The following is a 15,194-nucleotide window of genomic DNA, read 5'->3' on the forward strand; positions in this document are numbered from 1 at the left end:
CCGATGAGCACGATCCCGGATGCCACGGATGCCGCACGCGATCCGGACCCGGAGCTCGGGCGGGACGGTGCCGCACGGCAGCCCATCGTGCGCGTCCGCGGTGCGCGCCGCGCGCGCCTGATGCCGGCACCCGGCACGACGGCGGAGCCGGCACCCGCCGACGACCCGAACCGGGGAGCGGCGCCGGGGCCGGTGGCATCCGGACCCAACGACGACCGTATGCTGCGCGACGTTCCTCCGCACTATTGACGAACGGGCCCGCGCCGACAGCAGCGCGGGCCCGTTCGTCGAGGCGGTCAGGCCTTGTTCTGACGCTCCAACAGGTCGCGGATCTGCACGAGCAGCTCCTGCTCGGTGGGGAGCTTCGGCTCCTCGGATGCCGCATCGTTCACGCCGGCGCGGGCGGCGGCGCGTTCCTTCCAGCGGTTCATCGGGAAGACGAACACGAAGTACACGATCGCCGCGACGGCGAGGAAGTTGATCACGGCGACGAGGATCGAACCGAACTCGAACGTCGCGACGCCGCCGAAGAGCGTCGGGACCGAGACGTTCAGGTTCGTCAGGTCGCCGACCTGGAACACGAACCCGATCAGCGGGTTGATGAGGCCCTGGACGATCGCGTTCACGATCGCGGTGAAGGCCGCGCCGATGACGACGGCGACCGCGAGATCGATCACGTTGCCGCGGAGGATGAACTCTTTGAATCCCTTGATCACGGTGGTCTCCCGGGGGTGAAGGTGCGAGGTGTCAGGACGACGAGGAAGCCGTCGAAGTCGATGATGACGAGGTCGACGACGATCCGCCACCGCTTGCGCTGGTCGAGCCGGACGTGGAACCGCTCGACGACGACCCGCTCGACGAACCGCGGGAGTCGGTGCGGTAGAAGCCCGACCCGTTGAAGGTCACCCCGATCGAGCCGTACTGCTTGCGGAGGTCTCCGCCGCACTCGGGGCATTCGGTGAGGGCCGCGTCCGAGAAGGACTGCACGGCGTCGAAACGGTGTCCGCACTGCTTGCAGGCATACGAGTAGGTGGGCATGGTGCTTCTTTCGGGTGTCAGGCGGGGGAGTCGTCGATGAGCACCGTGCGCGTGGGGGTCACGACGCCCGAGACGGGCTGGTCGTGCACGTCGCGCGGGACGTCGTCGAGGAACTCGGAGTCGAAGATGACGGCGTAGACGGGAGGACACTTCTCCATCGAGCCGAGGGTCTTGTCGAAGTAGCCACGGCCCCAGCCGAGGCGCATGCCGTGCCGGTCGACGGCCGCGGCCGGGATCACGAGCAGGTCGACGTCGTTCACCGCGATCGGTCCGAGCACGTCGCCCACGGGTTCGGGCAGGCCGAACAGCCCCTCGGCGATGTCGGCGTCGGGAGTGGCGACCGCCCAGTCGAGCAGTCCGTCCTCGCGCGTGATCGGCAGCAGGACCCGGATGCCGCGGGCCACCGCATCGGCGACGAAGGCGTGGGTGCCGGGTTCGGTGGTGGTGGACAGGAAGCAGGAGATGCTGCGCGCGCCGAGACGCTCGACCAGCGCGTCGAGCTGCTCCTTGACGCCGCCCTCCGCGATTTCCCGCGCGTGCGCGGAGAGGATCTGTCGGCGTTCGCGAAGATCGGCGCGCAGTGCGCGCTTGGCCTGCTCGATGCTGTCGGGCATGGAGTAAGTGTAAGTGCGCGTCCCGGCGCGACGCCGTCACAGGAGACCAGTAGGGTATGCCCATGCCTCATAAGCCCTTCAAGGCCGTCATTCCGGCCGCAGGACTCGGTACGCGCTTCCTCCCGGCCACCAAGGCCATGCCGAAGGAGATGTTGCCGGTCGTCGACAAGCCGGCCATCCAGTACGTCGTCGAAGAGGCCACCGGCGCCGGGATCGACGATGTCCTCATCATCATCGGCCGCAACAAGAACAACATCGCCAACCACTTCGACTCGATGCCCGAGCTCGAGGCGAAGCTCCGCGAGAAGGGCGACAGCGACAAGCTCGCCAAGGTCGAGCACTCCTCCGACCTCGCCGACGTGCACATGGTGCGTCAGGGCGAGCCGAAGGGTCTCGGCCACGCCGTGCTCCGCGCGCGCAGCCACGTGGGCGACCACCCCTTCGCCGTCCTCCTCGGCGACGACCTCATCGACGAGCGCGACCCGCTGCTCACCAAGATGATGGAGGAGTACGACAAGCGCAATGCCACGGTCATCGCGCTGATGGAGGTCGACCCCGAGCACATCCACCTCTACGGGGTCGCGGCCGTCGAGCCCACCGACGAAGACGGCGTGGTCAAGGTCACGCAGCTCGTCGAGAAGCCCAAGGCCGAAGACGCGCCTTCCAACCTGGCCATCATCGGTCGGTACGTCCTCGGGCCCGACGTGTTCGGCATCCTGGAGCACACCGAGCCCGGCAAGGGGGGCGAGATCCAGCTGACCGACGCGCTCGAGGAGCTCGCCAACGGCGGCGGCGACGGTGGGGGAGTGTACGGCGTGGTCTTCCGCGGCCGTCGCTACGACACCGGCGACCGCGTCGACTACATCAAGGCGATCGTTCAGCTCGCCGCCGACCGTGACGACCTGGGCCCGGCGCTTCGTCCGTGGTTCAAGGAGTTCGCGGCGGGTCTCTGACCCCGATGGATCTCTCCGTCCCTCGACGGCACGGCGAGGTGTCGATCCGCCTCATCCGCAACCGCGACGCGCGCGTCCTGCAGCAGCAGCTGATCGACAACCGCTCGTGGTTGCGGCCGTGGGAGGCCACGAGCCCCGACGGACCGGTGTCGTTCGACATGCGTCTCGGCATACGCCGTCTCCTGCAGCAGTACCGCGACGGCCTCGGCGTCCCCTTCGTCATGGAGTGGGACGACGAGGTCGCCGGTCAGTTGAACGTGTGGGGCGTGTCCCGCGGTTCGCTCGCCTCGGCGACGATCGGCTACTGGGTCGCCGAGGAGTTCGCGGGGCGGAACATCACGACGATCAGCGTCGCGATGGCCACCGATGTCTGCTTCACCAGCCTGAACCTGCACCGCGTCGAGATCTGCATCCGTCCCGAGAACCACGCGAGTCTCCGCGTCGTCGAAAAGCTCGGGTTCCGGTACGAGGGGCTGCGGCGTCGCTACATCCACATCGACGGTGACTGGCGCGACCACTACGCGTTCGCGCTGGTGCGCGAAGAAGTGCCACACGGCGTGCTCGACCGCTATGAACGGGGTCAGGTGCCGCCGGACGCCGCGCGCATCCCCTCCTCCGACCAGCTCTGAGCATCTGCGGCGGCGACACGCGCGGGGATGCCGAGCTGTGACCGCCCCGTGACCTACCGTGTTCACATGGGTGGACAGGTTCTCGGTGGCGGGGTGATCGTGTTCGTCGCGGTCGCGCTGTGGCTCGTCTATCTTCTGCCGTCGTGGCAGAGCCGACACCGCTTCACCTCCGCCGAACGCAACGCCGTCCGCCTCAACCAGGCGCTCCGCGTGCTGGCCGAGACCGCCGAGACGCCCCGCGAGGTGCGACTCGAACTCACCGCCCGCACCGCGCACCAGCAGCAGAAGATCGCACGCCAGGTGCAGGCGCACAAGGCCGAGATCGAGCTCGCCGAGGCCAAGGCCCGGCTCGAGGTCGCCCGGCTCGAGAACGCGCGTGATCGCGACCTCGTGAAAGAGCAGCGCGCCGCCGCCCTCGAGCTCGCCCGCGCCGAACGCGCGGCTGCCGTGCACGTCGCGCGCGCCGAGCGTGCCGCCGCCCTGGAGAAGTCCCGCGCCGAACGCGCCGTCGCCGTCGAGCGCGCCCGCCTCGAGCGTGCCTCCGCGGTGGCGCAGCCCGAGGCGCGTCGGGCCCGTGCTCGCCGTCGCTTCCGCCTGGCCACCTCCGTCTTCGCCCTTGCCGGCCTGATCTCCGCTGTCGCCGGGACCGTCATGGTCGCGACCGGCGCCGGGCCGGTGCTGCTCATCGCGGGACTGACCGGGGTCGTGGCATCCGTTCTCCTCCTTCGCCGGCTGGCGCAGGTGGCCTCGCGGACGGCCGTGCGACCCGCGGTCGTGGCCGAAGCTCGTGTCGCGCCGGTGGTGCAGGACTTCGCTCCCGCGGCTCCCGCCCCGCGTCAGACGTGGACCCCTCGCGAGCTCCCGCGTCCGCTCGTCGCGTCGGCAGGCTCCCGTGCCGCCGCGGTGGTGGACGAGCAGCTCGCGCGCGAGGCCCTGCGCGCCGCCGCTCGCGAGGAGGCTGCGCGCGAGATCGCCGCGGCCCAGGCTCCGACGCCGATCGAGACCGCGCGCCCGGCGGCCGCTCCCTCGCCGTACGCGGCGATGGGGTACGTCGACGACACCGAGATCGAAGACCACGTCCGCCGGCTGCTCGAGCGGCGCGCTTCGGGGCAGTGAGCGTCCTCATGCCGTCGGCGGCATGACGCGCCCGGGCTCCCGGCCGGAGACGGGTTTGGCTCCCGCGGCGTGATAGTGTTGTCGAGTTGTCCGGGCCTGTGGCGCAGTTGGTAGCGCGCCTCGTTCGCATCGAGGAGGTCAGGGGTTCGAATCCCCTCAGGTCCACCGAACAGCCCTCGACGCCCCTCCCTCGGGAGGGGCGTCGTTTGTCTTTCCGGCGCGACGCGCTTGCCGATTTCCCGGGAGAATTCCAGGGCTCGCCCGCGCCCGATCGCGTCGATATGATCCTCGCCATGGCTACGTCCGAAACCGAGCTCCTCGCCCGCGTCGGGGAGTTGAACAGCCCCGAATCACCGTTCGTGTTCCGCGCCGAGAACGGCCGGATCGTCGGCTCGTGGGATATCGCCCACATCCGATACGTCGCTCCGCTGGGCGCGGGGCAGATCGACGAGGAGTACTCGATCGAGGTCACGCTCGACCCCGAAACGAGCACCTACGAGGTGCACGAGCAGCAGACCACGAGCGAGCTTAAGGGCGGCTTCACCGCCGGGGGCGGGTTCCACCTCAGCGGGGGCACCTCCACCTTCCGCGGTTCGCAGACCCGCCGCTCCGCCGGGTTCGTCGCCGGCACGCACGTCAGCACGCCGTCGGGCAGCGGCACCAGCGCCGAGTGGTCGTTCGACACCGATCGGATCAAGCAGCCGCTGTACGCCTTCCTCGACCAGAACGGCTGGACGAAGAAGAAGGGCTTCTTCGGGCGCCTCTTCGGCGGTTGAGCCGTTACCCGTTTCCTTCACCCTCGATCTCAGGAGACCACCCGTGACCACCTCGCAGCCCGCCCCCGCCGGAACGACCTACCCGGGCAAGACGCTCGGGATCATCGGCCTGATCGTCGCGTTCCCGTTCAACCTCATCGGGCTCATCCTGTCCATCATCGCGCTGGTGCAGTCCAAGCGCGCCGGCTACAAGAACACGCCCGCGGTCATCGGCATCATCGTCGGAGCCGTGCTCCTGGTCGGGTCCGTCATCGTGCTGATCGTCCTGATCGCCGTCTTCGGCAACCTGATCGCCCAGTGCGCGGATCTCGGTTCGGGCACGCACTACGTCAACGGTGTGACCTACACCTGCTCCTGATCGGCGTTGCCCTCGGCCCACCCACCCGGAGCCGCGATGTTGAACATCCAGGCGACACCCCAGGGATCCACGATCTCGCCGTAGAGGTCGCCCCAGACCTGCTTCTCGAGGGGCTGGGCGACCTGGGCGCCGCGCTCGACGAAGCGGTCGTAGAAGCCGCGGACGCGGTCGAGCTCATCGCTCATGAAGGCGGCGTGCACGCGGCTCTTGCCCCAGCCCTCGGCGGGCTCCTCGAAGCCGTCAGCGCCCATGACGGTGAAGCCGTCGGCGCGAAGCTCCGAGTGCATCACGCCGTCGGCGGGAGCGTCGGGGATGCCGAAGTCGGCGAAGGTGTTGATCGTCAGCTCGCCGCCGAACACCGAATGGTAGAAGGTCATCGCCTCGCGGGCGGCGCCGGCGAACGAGACGTACACAACGAGGGTGGTCGACATCGAGGCATCCTTCTCCGTGGGGGATCTGCCCTCACCCTAGACCGGCCCCATTCTCGGCGGGAAGACCCGGATATGCTCGGGCAAAGCCCGCTCGCCCCCAGGGAGATGTCATGATCCTCGCCCACGACGTGTCGGGCTCCGGCCCGCTGCTGGTCCTCCTGCACGGCATCACCGAAGACCGCCGCAGCTGGGATCCGGTCGATTTCACCGACGGCTTCACGGTCGTGCGGGTCGACCTGCGCGGGCACGGGGCATCAGCCGCCGAAGAACCGTACGACATCCCCACGCTCGCGACCGACGTGCACGACACCCTCGCGCAGCTCGCCGAGAACGACGTGATCCCCGGGGAACTGCCGGTGATCGTCGGCCACTCGATGGGCGGGATCGTCGCGACGGCGTACGGCGCGCTCTTCCCCGCGCGGGCGATCGTCAACGTGGACCAGCCTCTCCAGCTCGCGGGCATGCAGGGCCAGGTGCAGCAGGCGGAGGGGATGCTCCGCGGGGCGGACTTCCCGCTGTTCATCCACGGCATGTTCGCGCAGATGGCGGGCGGCCTGGATGCCGAGGAGCTGGCGCGGGTGAATGGCATCCGGTCTCCGAGGCAGGACGTCGTCCTCGGGATGTGGCGGCCGCTTCTCGAGGACTCACCCGAAGAACTGGCGGCGCTCGTGAGCGGTCTGACGAGGATCCCGGAGGACGTCCCGTACCTCGTGATCACGGGTCTCGATGCCGGGCCAGAGTACGCGGCGTGGCTGCAGCGGGAGATCCCGCAGGCCGTCCAGGAGGTCTGGCAGCCGCCGACCCACTACCCGCACCTCGTCGACCCGGCACGGTTCGTCGAGCGCGTCGAGGCTTTCGTCCGCTGAACGCACCGCGACCCGCTGAGGGTTCGGTGGGTCGGGACACGGGAGGGTCACCATGGACTTCGCCGGCGAGATCGAGAGAGCGCTCACCCTCATCGACGAGGGGGAGCAGGGCTCCGCGCGCGCTCTGCTGATGGGTCTGCTCGCCTCGGCGACACCCGCTCGGGATGCCGCGGAGGCGACCGCGATCGCCGAGGCGACGGCGGTCCTCGTGGAGCTGGATGTCGTCGTCGAACCCGACGCTCGGATCGACGAGCACCTCGAGCGGATGCGCCGGCTCACGGAGGGGTTCGACGACGAGACCACGAGCGAGGCACGCGCGAGAGCGGAACTCGGTCGCGTCGAGTTCGTGCACGGCCTCGACGACGTCGACCCCGTCGTGCACGTGCGGGTGCTCCAGCACGCGCTCGACCTCGACGAAGCCCATCAGCTGTCGCCCTACGCGGGCGTGCGCCGGGTGGGGGCGGAGGCGGCTCTCACCGCGCAGATGATCCGACGGTGGCTCGGACAGGATGCCGACTCGATCGCCTCCGCTCTGGACGCGCTGGCGTTCCGGCTCGGTGGAGAGAGCGACCCGCGATTGTCCGCGATCCGCATCGAGGCGATGGTCACGTCGTCGCGCCTGCGGATCGAGAACGGTCGCGACCTCACCGGCGTGGCCGAGATGCTGAGGATCGCCATCGACGAGTCCCTCCGGAGTCCGGAGGCGGACGGTTGGGGCCTCGACGCCGCGCTTCTCCGGGCGGATCTGGCGATCGCCGATGGAGAGAGCCCGCGTGAGGCCATCGCCGAAGCGCGACGGCTCCTCGCGGAAGACCCCTGGCCGCACACCCCCGCTCGCGCCGCTCGGGCGGCGCGGCACCTTCGCCGCCTTCTCGACCGCCTCGACCCGGACGACCGGGACGCGGTGGCGGCGGAGGAGTGGCCACGGTTGCTCGAGCGGTACAGGGAGGACACGGACGCAGAGACGCGCTCCGTCGCCCTGGCCGAGCTGCTGCGGGACGTCGGCTCCTCCCCGGAGGTCACGGCATCCGGACTCGCCCTCTTGCGGCAGGCGGATGCGACCTTCCGCGCGGACGGCGACCCCGCGTCCGCCCTCGCGCGGTTCGGCGTCGTCGCGAAGATCGCCGCTGCCCTCGGACATCCCGAAGGCTCAGGGTCGGTGCGTGATGCGGCGGAAGCGGTGCGGGTGTCGGTCGCCGCGGAAGAACGATTCGCCGCGCTGTGGGATGACCCCCAAACCGTGCCGGTCATGGCGTCTCTGGTCCTCGATCGGGCCCTGCGCCTCGCCGACCTCGGCCGCTCCGACGAGGCCCTGGACGCACTCGCGCGGGTCGTGGCGACGGCCCGTGCCGCCGGGAATGACACGGCGCGGCTCGAGCGGGCGCAGGCCGCGTACTGGACGGGGCGGTTGCTGCGGGAGACGGGCGACGTCGTGGCATCCCGTCGGTCTCTCGACGAGATCGTGCGCGAGTTCGGCGATGACCGGTCGGGAGATGTCCGCGTCTGGGCGGCGAACGCCCTGTGGTCGGCGTGGCGCTCCGACCGCGTCGATGCGGAGGAAGCGGGGAACCTCCGCCAGGTCTTCGCGGATCGTTTCGCGGACGATCCCGACGTGCGGATCCGACGCCTGCACGCCTCGGGGAAGCTCGGCGAAGCGGTCATCGTTCACGAGAGGGGCGACACCGCCCACGCGATCGCCCTGCTGAACGACATCGTCGCGCGATTCGGGGATGCCGATGACGCCGACATCCAGGACACGGTGCGCCGCGCCCGAGAGAACCTCCACATCCTCTCGCTGTCCTCGGCAGCGGCGGACGCGGACGACGAGGCCGCCGCCCGGTATCGGTCCGTGCGGGATCGGCTGTACGCGGCGGACGAGTTCGCGGAGCGCGGTCGGATCGCCGAGGCCGAGCAGCGGTGGAGGGCCGTCATCGACGAGACGGCGGGGACCGAGGACCTTGATCTTGCGATGCTGCGACTGGCCGCCCTCGACGCCTGGGCCGGGTGGGTCGAGGAAGCGGGCTCGTGGGAGCAGCTCGCCGCGCTCGCGCGCCAGGCGACGATCGTCCGCGCGGGCTCCGACGCGCGCGCCGAACGGGTGCGCGCCCGTGCGTATCTGCGCCTCGGAATCGCCCTCGGCAGGCTCGGCGATCCACGCGGCGCGATCCAGGCCTACGAGGCGCTCGACGCGCTCGCTGCCGGTTCGTCGGACGGGGAGATCGCGACGACGCGCCAGCGAGCGGTCTACAACCGCGCCGTGACGATCGACGACCTCGGTGACGGCCTCGCGGCGCTCGCCGCGTACGAGCACGCGGTCGCGGTCCACGGGCAGGCACTGGCGACGACGAGTGGACGGCTGCGGTGCGCGAAAGCCCTCCGCAACCAGGCGCTGATCTTCGCCGGGCTCGGCCGCGTCGCGGAGGCGGCGGGCGCTCACCGCCGTGTCCTCGACCTGGCGGCGGGCTCGACCGACCCGCAGCTTCTCGAGCGCGTGAGGAAGTCGACCTTCGATCTCGCGGCCGCATTCGCCACCCTTGGCGATCATGCCTCCGCGGCGAGCACGTACGCCTGGATACGGTCCGCACCGCACCTCGGGTTCTCCTCGGACGAGACCCGGACGGCCGCGCGCGCCGAGAAGCAGGCGCGCCGACTCTCGCGCTGAACAGTCCTGCCCAGGGACCGTACGGGCGGTCCGTCCGGGAGCGCTCGCCCCGGGCCGGATCCGGCGCCGGGGGAGCGGCATCCGTCCCTCTAGGCCCCCTGGAACGACCGCAACTGCGCGAGCAGGCTCGGCGCGTTCGCGTCGAAGCGCTTTCCGCCCAGCACCACGCCGACCGCGAGCACGAGGAGACCCAGAACGGGGCCCACCACGAAGGCGATCCATCCCGCCACGCTCGATCCGCCGAACGTCGCGATCGCCGCGGGGATCACCGCCGGGAGGCCGATCACCGCGACGAGAGCCCAGCACGCGAAGAACGTGAGGAACATCGAGAACGACGATCCCGGCACGCGCTTGAACGGCGAGTCACCCGGGGCCGGTGTGGGGACCACGAGGAACGCAGAGCTCACGGCACTGACGCCGAAGCCGATGAGCGTCAGCCCGAGGGACGCCCCGAGCACGGGCGGGAGCAGGTCCCAGCGGCCCGAGAGCCCGAGGGTGACGAGATCCACGATCACGATGAGCGGGATCGTGATGCTCGCGACGCCCAGCGTGCGTCCGAGCCGGTCGGCGCGACCCCGGATACCGGTCTGCATCACGGTCGCGAAAGCCGTGCCGTCGTACGAGATGTCCGAGTAGGGGAGCACTCCCGCGAAGAACCCGACCAGCAGGCCCGACAGAGCGAAGAACGGTCCGCTGACGTCCCACTGCGAATAGATGAGCACGAGGATCGGCGCGAAGGGGATGAGCAGCAACTGCCGGATGTAGCGCAGATCGCGGGTCCACGACGTGAGCGAGCGCGCCCAGGTGGCGCCGACGGGACTCGACGGCATGACGCCGAACCAGCCGAGCGAGCCCGTCTTGCGTTTCGCGGTCGACCGGGCGGGAGGGGCGATGACGGATGCCGAGAGGTTGCGGAACCACAGCACCCACAGCACGGCGAGGGTGGCGACGGCGATCAAGAACTTCAGGATCGCGGTCAACCACGACCCGGTCGCGAGGTCGCCGGGCACCGCCCAGGCGGCACCGACCGGTGTCCACGAGATGGCCCCCACGAGGGACTCGAGCTGCAGGCCCTGTTCGGTGGCGGACTCGACCGCGTTCAGGATGCCGATGAGCAGGGGACTGGCGAAGATGACCAGCGCGAACGCGAGCAGTCCGATGAGCTCCTTCGTGCGGCGGCCCCCACCGATTCCGGATGCCAGCGCGGCGACCGTGCGCGACGCGACGACGCAGATGAGCACCCCGATCGGCACGCACACGATCGCGGCGATCGCCGCCACCGGCTCGTGCGCCCACACGAGGAAGGTGAGCAGGCTCGCCACGACCGTCGCGATGCCGCCGACGCCGGTCAGCCCGCCCGCGGTGATCGCGATCATCATCTGCGTGGTGGTGAGCGGGAAGGGGGCGAGCTTGGCCGGGTCCAGGGTCGTGTCGACGCCGGTCGCGAAGATCGGCCCGAGCACCCAGCCGAGGATGAGTACGGCACCGGCCGCGGTGACCGCCGAACGGGCGACGTCGAAGTCGAGGGTCCCGACGAAGAACAGACCCACCCCGGCGAACAGCAGCATCCAGAGCGCACCGAGCACCCCGAAGATGAACCCGACGAGCTGCATCGGGCTGCGCGCGAGCGTGTTGCCGAGGACGCGGAAACGGATCCTCAGGACTGTCGCAACCACTGCGGCCCCTCCGCGTGGTGGCGTCCGCCGACGAGCTCGACGAAACGGTCCTGCAGGGTCTTTCCGGCGCGCACCTCATCGACGGTCCCGGATGCCAGCAGCCGGCCCTGCGCGATGACGGCGACGTGGTCGCACATGCGCTGCACGAGATCCATCGAGTGGCTCGACACGATGACCGTGCCCCCGGACGCGGTGTAGCCGCGGAGGATGTCCTCGATGTTCGCCGCCGAGACGGGGTCCACCGACTCGAAGGGCTCGTCGAGCACCAGCAGGCGCGGCGCGTGCACGAGGGCGCAGGCGAGCGCGACCTTCTTGGTCATGCCGGCGGAGTAGTCCACGACGGGAGTCCCCGCGGCCTCGGTGAGGTCCATGATCCGCAGCAGGTCGGCCGCGCGGGTGGCGACCTCGTCGCGCGAAAGACCGAACATCATGCCGGTGTAGGTGACGAGCTGCTCACCCGTGAGACGGTCGAACAGCCGGACGCCGTCGGCGAGGTTGCCGATGAGCTTCTTGGCCTCGACCGGCTGCGCCCACACGTCGACGCCGTGGATGCGCACCGTGCCAGCGTCGGGCCGGAGGAGCCCCGTGGCCATCGACAGGGTGGTCGTCTTCCCGGCGCCGTTGGGGCCGACCAGGCCGTAGAACGAGCCCGCGGGAACGCGCAGGTCGAGACCCGCGACGGCGGTCTTCTCGCCGAAGCGCTTCACGAGACCGGTGATGTCCATCGCGGGGAGGGAATCGGTCGGCGTCGGGGGAGCGACCCCGTCGGGCAGGGCGGAGGGCGGCGGCACGGCGCTCGGGGAGTCGGTCACGATCTGAACCTATCGGTCGGTCTGCCTCGGTGCGAGGTTCCTGCGCGGGACGGCCGAGGGTGTCCGGGCCGGCCGTGGAGCCCGTCAGTAGCGGATGGCATCGATGACCTTCACGCGCACCGCGACGAGCGCGGGCAGCAGGCCCGCCAGAGCCCCCACGGCCGTGGCCGCGATGAGGCCGGTGATCGCGGCATCCACCGGGAACGGGGGGAAGTCGCTCACCATGCCCTGCCCCACGAGATCGCGCATCGCGGGCGACTGCACGATGAGGATCGCGGCCACCACGCCCAGGGCGCCCGCGACCACGGTCGCCACCACGCTCTCCATCATCACCGCGAAGAACACGCGGCCCGCGGTCGCGCCGAAGCTGCGACGGATGCCGATCTCCCGCACGCGCTGCTTGACGGTGACGAGGGCGATGTTGACGAGGCCGAGGGCACCGAGCAGCAGCACGAGCACGGCGATGCCGATCACCACGAGCTTCGTCACGAGGAACGGGTCGTCGCCGTACTGCGCCCAGTCCTGGCGCGAGACGTTGACCTCGGTGCCGTCGCCGAGTGCCCCCTGCAGGTCCCGCGTGACGGCCGCCGTGAGCGCATCCGCCAGCTCGGGCGGCACCCACATCTCGTACTGGCTCTGGGGTGCCCCGCCGCCGCCGTAGGGATCCGCGGCCGCGACGGCGGACCCGCGCTCGCCGGCGGCGGCCTTCTGCATCGCCTCCGCGTGACGGGCGAGCATGATCATCGTCGGCTCGGTCTCCCAGGTGCTGGCGGGAGTCACCCCGATGATCACCGCGAGCGTTCCCCCGGCGGGGATTCCGGATGCCGCGCCCGGAACGCCGTCGCCGCCCAGGGCCACCACGGGGTGACTCTCGAGAGGAGGGCGTCCCATGCGGTCCCAGAACACCTCGTTCACGATGAGACGGGGCGCGAGCTGCTGCTCGTCGGTCGGGGAGAACCAGGATCCCTCGACGAGTCGCACGCGGTGCATCTCGCCGAAGGGCTGGTCGACAGCCTGCGTGCCGACCTGCACCGAGCCGGTCGCGAACGGGACGAGCTGGACGGTGTTCTGCACGCGCGACGCGTAGGAGATGTCGTACCGCTCGAGGGTCTTGCTCCACGCGGCATCCATGTCGGCCGGGTCGATCGTGCCGTTCAGCCGGAAGGCCGAGACGTACAGGGTGGCGGGGCGGCCGCCCTGCCGCTCGCTGAGCTCCTGATTGGCCTGCTGCACGATCGCGCCGAGGGCGACCACCGTCGTGAGCGAGCACACCGCGACCGCGACCCCGATGAGCGACAGCAGCACCCGTGTGCGGTGCACGCGCACCTCTTGCCAGGCCTCGAGCAGAGCGCCGACGAAGCCGGTGAGCCCGCGCATCAGGCGTCCTCTCCTTCGGCTTCGGCTTCGGCTTCGGGTTCTGCTTCGGGCTCTGCTTCCGTGGTCGGTGCCATCTCGCGCATCTCGCGCCGCGTGAGCGGTTCGAAGGCCGGGTCGTCGACGGGGGTCAGGATGCCGCGATCCAGGCGGAAGTGCCGCCGCGCGCGACGCGCGATCATCGGGTCGTGCGTGATGACGACCTGCGCGGCTCCGGTGCGCGCGGCGACGTCGTCGATGAGCTCCATGACGCTCTGACCGGTGTCGAGGTCGAGGGCGCCGGTGGGCTCGTCGGCGAGGATCAGGCGCGGGCCGCGCACAAGCGAACGGGCGATCGCGACGCGCTGCTGTTCTCCCCCGGACAGGCGGTCGGGCATGCTGCTCATCCGGTGACCGAGTCCGACGAGTTCGAGCATCTCGGCCGCGATCTTCTTGCGCCGCCAGAACGTGCGCCCCGACGAGTAGAGCAGCGGCATGGTGACGTTCTCGAGAGCGGTACGCCCCGCGAGGAGGTTGAACTGCTGGAAGACGAACCCGATCGAGGCGCCGCGCAGACGATCGCGCCGAGCGCCCGAGTAGCTCTTGATCGGACGGTCGTCGAAGCTGATGACCCCGCTGGTCGGCAGGTCGAGCAGCCCCAGCAGGTTCAGCAGCGTCGACTTGCCCGAGCCCGAACGTCCGACGATCGACACGTGGTCACCGGGCTCGATGGTGAGGTTCACCCCGGAGAGGATCGTGAGGGCGGGCTGGTCCGGAGGGATGACCGTGCGGGTGACGTCTTCGAGGTGCAGGAGGCTCACGACGCCGGTACCGGCTCGCAGAACATCGTGCCGTCGGGGTAGGTGGTGCAGTTGTCGCCCGCACCCGACCCCGCCATCGCACCCGGTGCGAACTCGAGCACCTCGTCGCCCTCGTTCAGCCCCTGCGTGATCTCGACCTGGGTTCCGTCCGTCAGCCCGAGGGCGACGGGGCGTTCCTCGGTCGCGCCGTCGGCCGTCGACACCCAGACGGTGCCGCTCTGCGCGGCCCCGCGGACGGCGGTCGTCGGGACGACGAGCACGTTCTCGGCTTTTCCACCGGCGATCGTCAGCTCCGCGGCGAGCCCGGCGAACACCGTGACGTCTCCGGGAACGGCGCACGTGACGGTCGTGCCGGCCCCGCCGGAGGACGGCGTGCCGCCGGCTCCCGCACCCGTCGAATCGCCGTCGCCGTTGCTCCCCGCGAGAGGCGTAAGTAGGCGCAGGTTCGTGCACGTGAAGGGAGCGGGGCCGCCGGTGATGGCGACGGATGCCTCACCCGGGCGGTTGAGAAGTCGGTACTGCTGCGCGGCCTCGAGCGTTCCCGTCACCGAGAAGCTCGGGGGAGCGACGTTGCCCGCGGCCATACCGACCGTGACGTCCTGGCCCTCGAGCACATCGAGCGCGCTGAGCGTTCCGCCCGCGGGAGCGGTGACGTCCTCGTAGCGGAAGATGGCCGGCTTGGGCTTGCCTTCGGCATCCACGCTGTCGGCGGGATCGCGTTCGATCGGCACCTTGACGTTGAAGATCACGTCGCCCTGATTCACCCCGGCACCCTGGGTGATGAAGATCTTGTTGACGACACCGCCGGCCGTGGACTTCACCGGGACCGCCGGGTCGGCCGCCACGGTCGCCGTGACGACCACGTCGTTGGTGATGGTTCCCCGGGCGGCCGCGATGCGCGGCTCGACGATCGCGCCGGTGGGCTCCGCCGGTGACGCGTCGACCTCCCGATCAGGAAAGAAGGCCAGCTTGATCAGAGCGGCCGCGACGAGCGCGACCAGAAGCAGACGCAGAATCGGAAAAACCCACGTGCGTGCGATCCCCATGAAACCCCCCGGAGCGGTGATCGTCGTTCAGACGATCCCCACC

17 protein-coding genes and 1 tRNA gene are annotated in these 15,194 nt (G+C 70.3%); 9 read left to right on the forward strand and 9 right to left on the reverse strand.

What is annotated here, in order from left to right:
- The first annotated feature begins 3 nt into the window (after positions 1-3).
- Positions 4-249, forward strand: a complete 246-nt coding sequence (locus tag MTES_RS13825; RefSeq protein ID WP_013585890.1) for a hypothetical protein — start codon at positions 4-6, stop codon at positions 247-249.
- Positions 250-296: 47 nt separating this feature from the next.
- Here the strand turns inward: MTES_RS13825 and mscL are convergent, their stop codons facing one another.
- The 3 genes from mscL to MTES_RS13840 are packed head-to-tail and all read right to left on the reverse strand — an operon-like array spanning position 297 to position 1,652.
- Positions 297-716 (reverse strand): large conductance mechanosensitive channel protein MscL, encoded by a 420-nt coding sequence (mscL, locus tag MTES_RS13830; RefSeq protein WP_013585891.1) that lies wholly within the window; start codon positions 714-716, stop codon positions 297-299.
- A 31-nt stretch (positions 717-747) separates the two neighbouring features.
- The gene (locus MTES_RS13835) at positions 748-1,038 is read right to left on the reverse strand and encodes an FmdB family zinc ribbon protein (RefSeq protein ID WP_013585892.1); all 291 of its coding nucleotides are present in this window, start codon (positions 1,036-1,038) and stop codon (positions 748-750) included.
- A 17-nt stretch (positions 1,039-1,055) separates the two neighbouring features.
- On the reverse strand, positions 1,056-1,652 hold the full coding sequence (locus tag MTES_RS13840) for a 5-formyltetrahydrofolate cyclo-ligase (RefSeq protein ID WP_013585893.1): 597 nt from the start codon (positions 1,650-1,652) through the stop codon (positions 1,056-1,058).
- A gap of 62 nt (positions 1,653-1,714) precedes the next feature.
- On the opposite strand from MTES_RS13840, the gene galU reads away from it, so the two are divergent.
- The 6 genes from galU to MTES_RS13870 all read left to right on the forward strand — a co-directional run bounded on the left by galU (position 1,715) and on the right by MTES_RS13870 (position 5,484).
- Positions 1,715-2,605: a UTP--glucose-1-phosphate uridylyltransferase GalU gene (gene galU / locus MTES_RS13845; protein ID WP_043362987.1), complete on the forward strand. Its 891-nt coding sequence runs from the start codon at positions 1,715-1,717 to the stop codon at positions 2,603-2,605.
- 5 nt (positions 2,606-2,610) lie between these two features.
- Positions 2,611-3,234, forward strand: coding sequence for a GNAT family N-acetyltransferase (locus tag MTES_RS13850; RefSeq protein WP_013585895.1), 624 nt, complete (start codon positions 2,611-2,613; stop codon positions 3,232-3,234).
- Between the two features lie 66 nt (positions 3,235-3,300).
- Positions 3,301-4,350, forward strand: a complete 1,050-nt coding sequence (locus tag MTES_RS13855; RefSeq protein ID WP_043361467.1) for a hypothetical protein — start codon at positions 3,301-3,303, stop codon at positions 4,348-4,350.
- A gap of 92 nt (positions 4,351-4,442) precedes the next feature.
- A tRNA-Ala gene (locus tag MTES_RS13860) sits at positions 4,443-4,515 on the forward strand.
- A gap of 128 nt (positions 4,516-4,643) precedes the next feature.
- The gene (locus MTES_RS13865) at positions 4,644-5,126 is read left to right on the forward strand and encodes a hypothetical protein (RefSeq protein WP_013585897.1); all 483 of its coding nucleotides are present in this window, start codon (positions 4,644-4,646) and stop codon (positions 5,124-5,126) included.
- Positions 5,127-5,169: 43 nt separating this feature from the next.
- Positions 5,170-5,484 carry a DUF4190 domain-containing protein gene (locus MTES_RS13870; RefSeq protein WP_013585898.1) on the forward strand — a complete coding sequence of 105 codons (315 nt, stop codon included), beginning with the start codon at positions 5,170-5,172 and terminating at the stop codon, positions 5,482-5,484.
- Here MTES_RS13870 and MTES_RS13875 read toward each other — a convergent pair.
- Complete coding sequence (locus MTES_RS13875) at positions 5,469-5,915, reverse strand: VOC family protein (RefSeq protein WP_013585899.1); 447 nt, start codon at positions 5,913-5,915, stop codon at positions 5,469-5,471. The genes MTES_RS13870 and MTES_RS13875 overlap by 16 nt on opposite strands.
- Positions 5,916-6,025: 110 nt before the next feature.
- On the opposite strand from MTES_RS13875, the gene aiiM reads away from it, so the two are divergent.
- Together aiiM and MTES_RS13885 are read left to right on the forward strand one after the other, a co-directional pair.
- On the forward strand, positions 6,026-6,781 hold the full coding sequence (gene aiiM / locus MTES_RS13880; RefSeq protein WP_013585900.1) for a quorum-quenching N-acyl homoserine lactonase AiiM: 756 nt from the start codon (positions 6,026-6,028) through the stop codon (positions 6,779-6,781).
- A 52-nt stretch (positions 6,782-6,833) separates the two neighbouring features.
- Entirely contained in the window at positions 6,834-9,443 is a 2,610-nt protein-coding gene (locus tag MTES_RS13885) for a hypothetical protein (RefSeq protein WP_013585901.1), read from the forward strand.
- Positions 9,444-9,532: 89 nt separating this feature from the next.
- Here the strand turns inward: MTES_RS13885 and MTES_RS13890 are convergent, their stop codons facing one another.
- The 5 genes from MTES_RS13890 to MTES_RS13910 form a co-directional block, all read right to left on the reverse strand.
- Entirely contained in the window at positions 9,533-11,119 is a 1,587-nt protein-coding gene (locus MTES_RS13890) for a hypothetical protein (protein ID WP_013585902.1), read from the reverse strand.
- Positions 11,101-11,844 (reverse strand): ABC transporter ATP-binding protein, encoded by a 744-nt coding sequence (locus MTES_RS13895; protein ID WP_043362991.1) that lies wholly within the window; start codon positions 11,842-11,844, stop codon positions 11,101-11,103. The genes MTES_RS13890 and MTES_RS13895 overlap by 19 nt, the downstream gene beginning before the upstream one ends.
- Positions 11,845-12,015: 171 nt before the next feature.
- A complete protein-coding gene (locus MTES_RS13900; RefSeq protein ID WP_013585904.1) occupies positions 12,016-13,308 on the reverse strand; it encodes an ABC transporter permease in 1,293 nt (430 codons plus the stop codon).
- Entirely contained in the window at positions 13,308-14,105 is a 798-nt protein-coding gene (locus MTES_RS13905; RefSeq protein ID WP_013585905.1) for an ABC transporter ATP-binding protein, read from the reverse strand. The genes MTES_RS13900 and MTES_RS13905 overlap by 1 nt, the downstream gene beginning before the upstream one ends.
- Entirely contained in the window at positions 14,102-15,151 is a 1,050-nt protein-coding gene (locus tag MTES_RS13910) for an efflux RND transporter periplasmic adaptor subunit (RefSeq protein ID WP_013585906.1), read from the reverse strand. Before MTES_RS13910 ends, MTES_RS13905 begins: the two co-directional genes overlap by 4 nt.
- Positions 15,152-15,194: the final 43 nt, after the last annotated feature.

The sequence above is a fragment of the Microbacterium testaceum StLB037 genome, from assembly GCF_000202635.1.
Taxonomy (GTDB): Bacteria; Actinomycetota; Actinomycetes; order Actinomycetales; family Microbacteriaceae; genus Microbacterium; species Microbacterium testaceum_F.

Bases quoted from the DNA above. Each gene is read 5' to 3' on its own strand.
- MTES_RS13850 (WP_013585895.1), top strand. From the start codon at position 2,611: ATGGATCTCTCCGTCCCTCGACGGCACGGCGAGGTGTCGATCCGCCTC.
- MTES_RS13835 (WP_013585892.1), bottom strand. From the start codon at position 1,038: ATGCCCACCTACTCGTATGCCTGCAAGCAGTGCGGACACCGTTTCGAC.
- MTES_RS13840 (WP_013585893.1), bottom strand. From the start codon at position 1,652: ATGCCCGACAGCATCGAGCAGGCCAAGCGCGCACTGCGCGCCGATCTT.
- MTES_RS13865 (WP_013585897.1), top strand. From the start codon at position 4,644: ATGGCTACGTCCGAAACCGAGCTCCTCGCCCGCGTCGGGGAGTTGAAC.
- MTES_RS13900 (WP_013585904.1), bottom strand. From the start codon at position 13,308: ATGCGCGGGCTCACCGGCTTCGTCGGCGCTCTGCTCGAGGCCTGGCAA.
- MTES_RS13855 (WP_043361467.1), top strand. From the start codon at position 3,301: ATGGGTGGACAGGTTCTCGGTGGCGGGGTGATCGTGTTCGTCGCGGTC.
- galU (WP_043362987.1), top strand. From the start codon at position 1,715: ATGCCTCATAAGCCCTTCAAGGCCGTCATTCCGGCCGCAGGACTCGGT.
- MTES_RS13825 (WP_013585890.1), top strand. From the start codon at position 4: ATGAGCACGATCCCGGATGCCACGGATGCCGCACGCGATCCGGACCCG.
- aiiM (WP_013585900.1), top strand. From the start codon at position 6,026: ATGATCCTCGCCCACGACGTGTCGGGCTCCGGCCCGCTGCTGGTCCTC.
- MTES_RS13885 (WP_013585901.1), top strand. From the start codon at position 6,834: ATGGACTTCGCCGGCGAGATCGAGAGAGCGCTCACCCTCATCGACGAG.
- MTES_RS13910 (WP_013585906.1), bottom strand. From the start codon at position 15,151: ATGGGGATCGCACGCACGTGGGTTTTTCCGATTCTGCGTCTGCTTCTG.
- MTES_RS13875 (WP_013585899.1), bottom strand. From the start codon at position 5,915: ATGTCGACCACCCTCGTTGTGTACGTCTCGTTCGCCGGCGCCGCCCGC.
- MTES_RS13895 (WP_043362991.1), bottom strand. From the start codon at position 11,844: ATGGACATCACCGGTCTCGTGAAGCGCTTCGGCGAGAAGACCGCCGTC.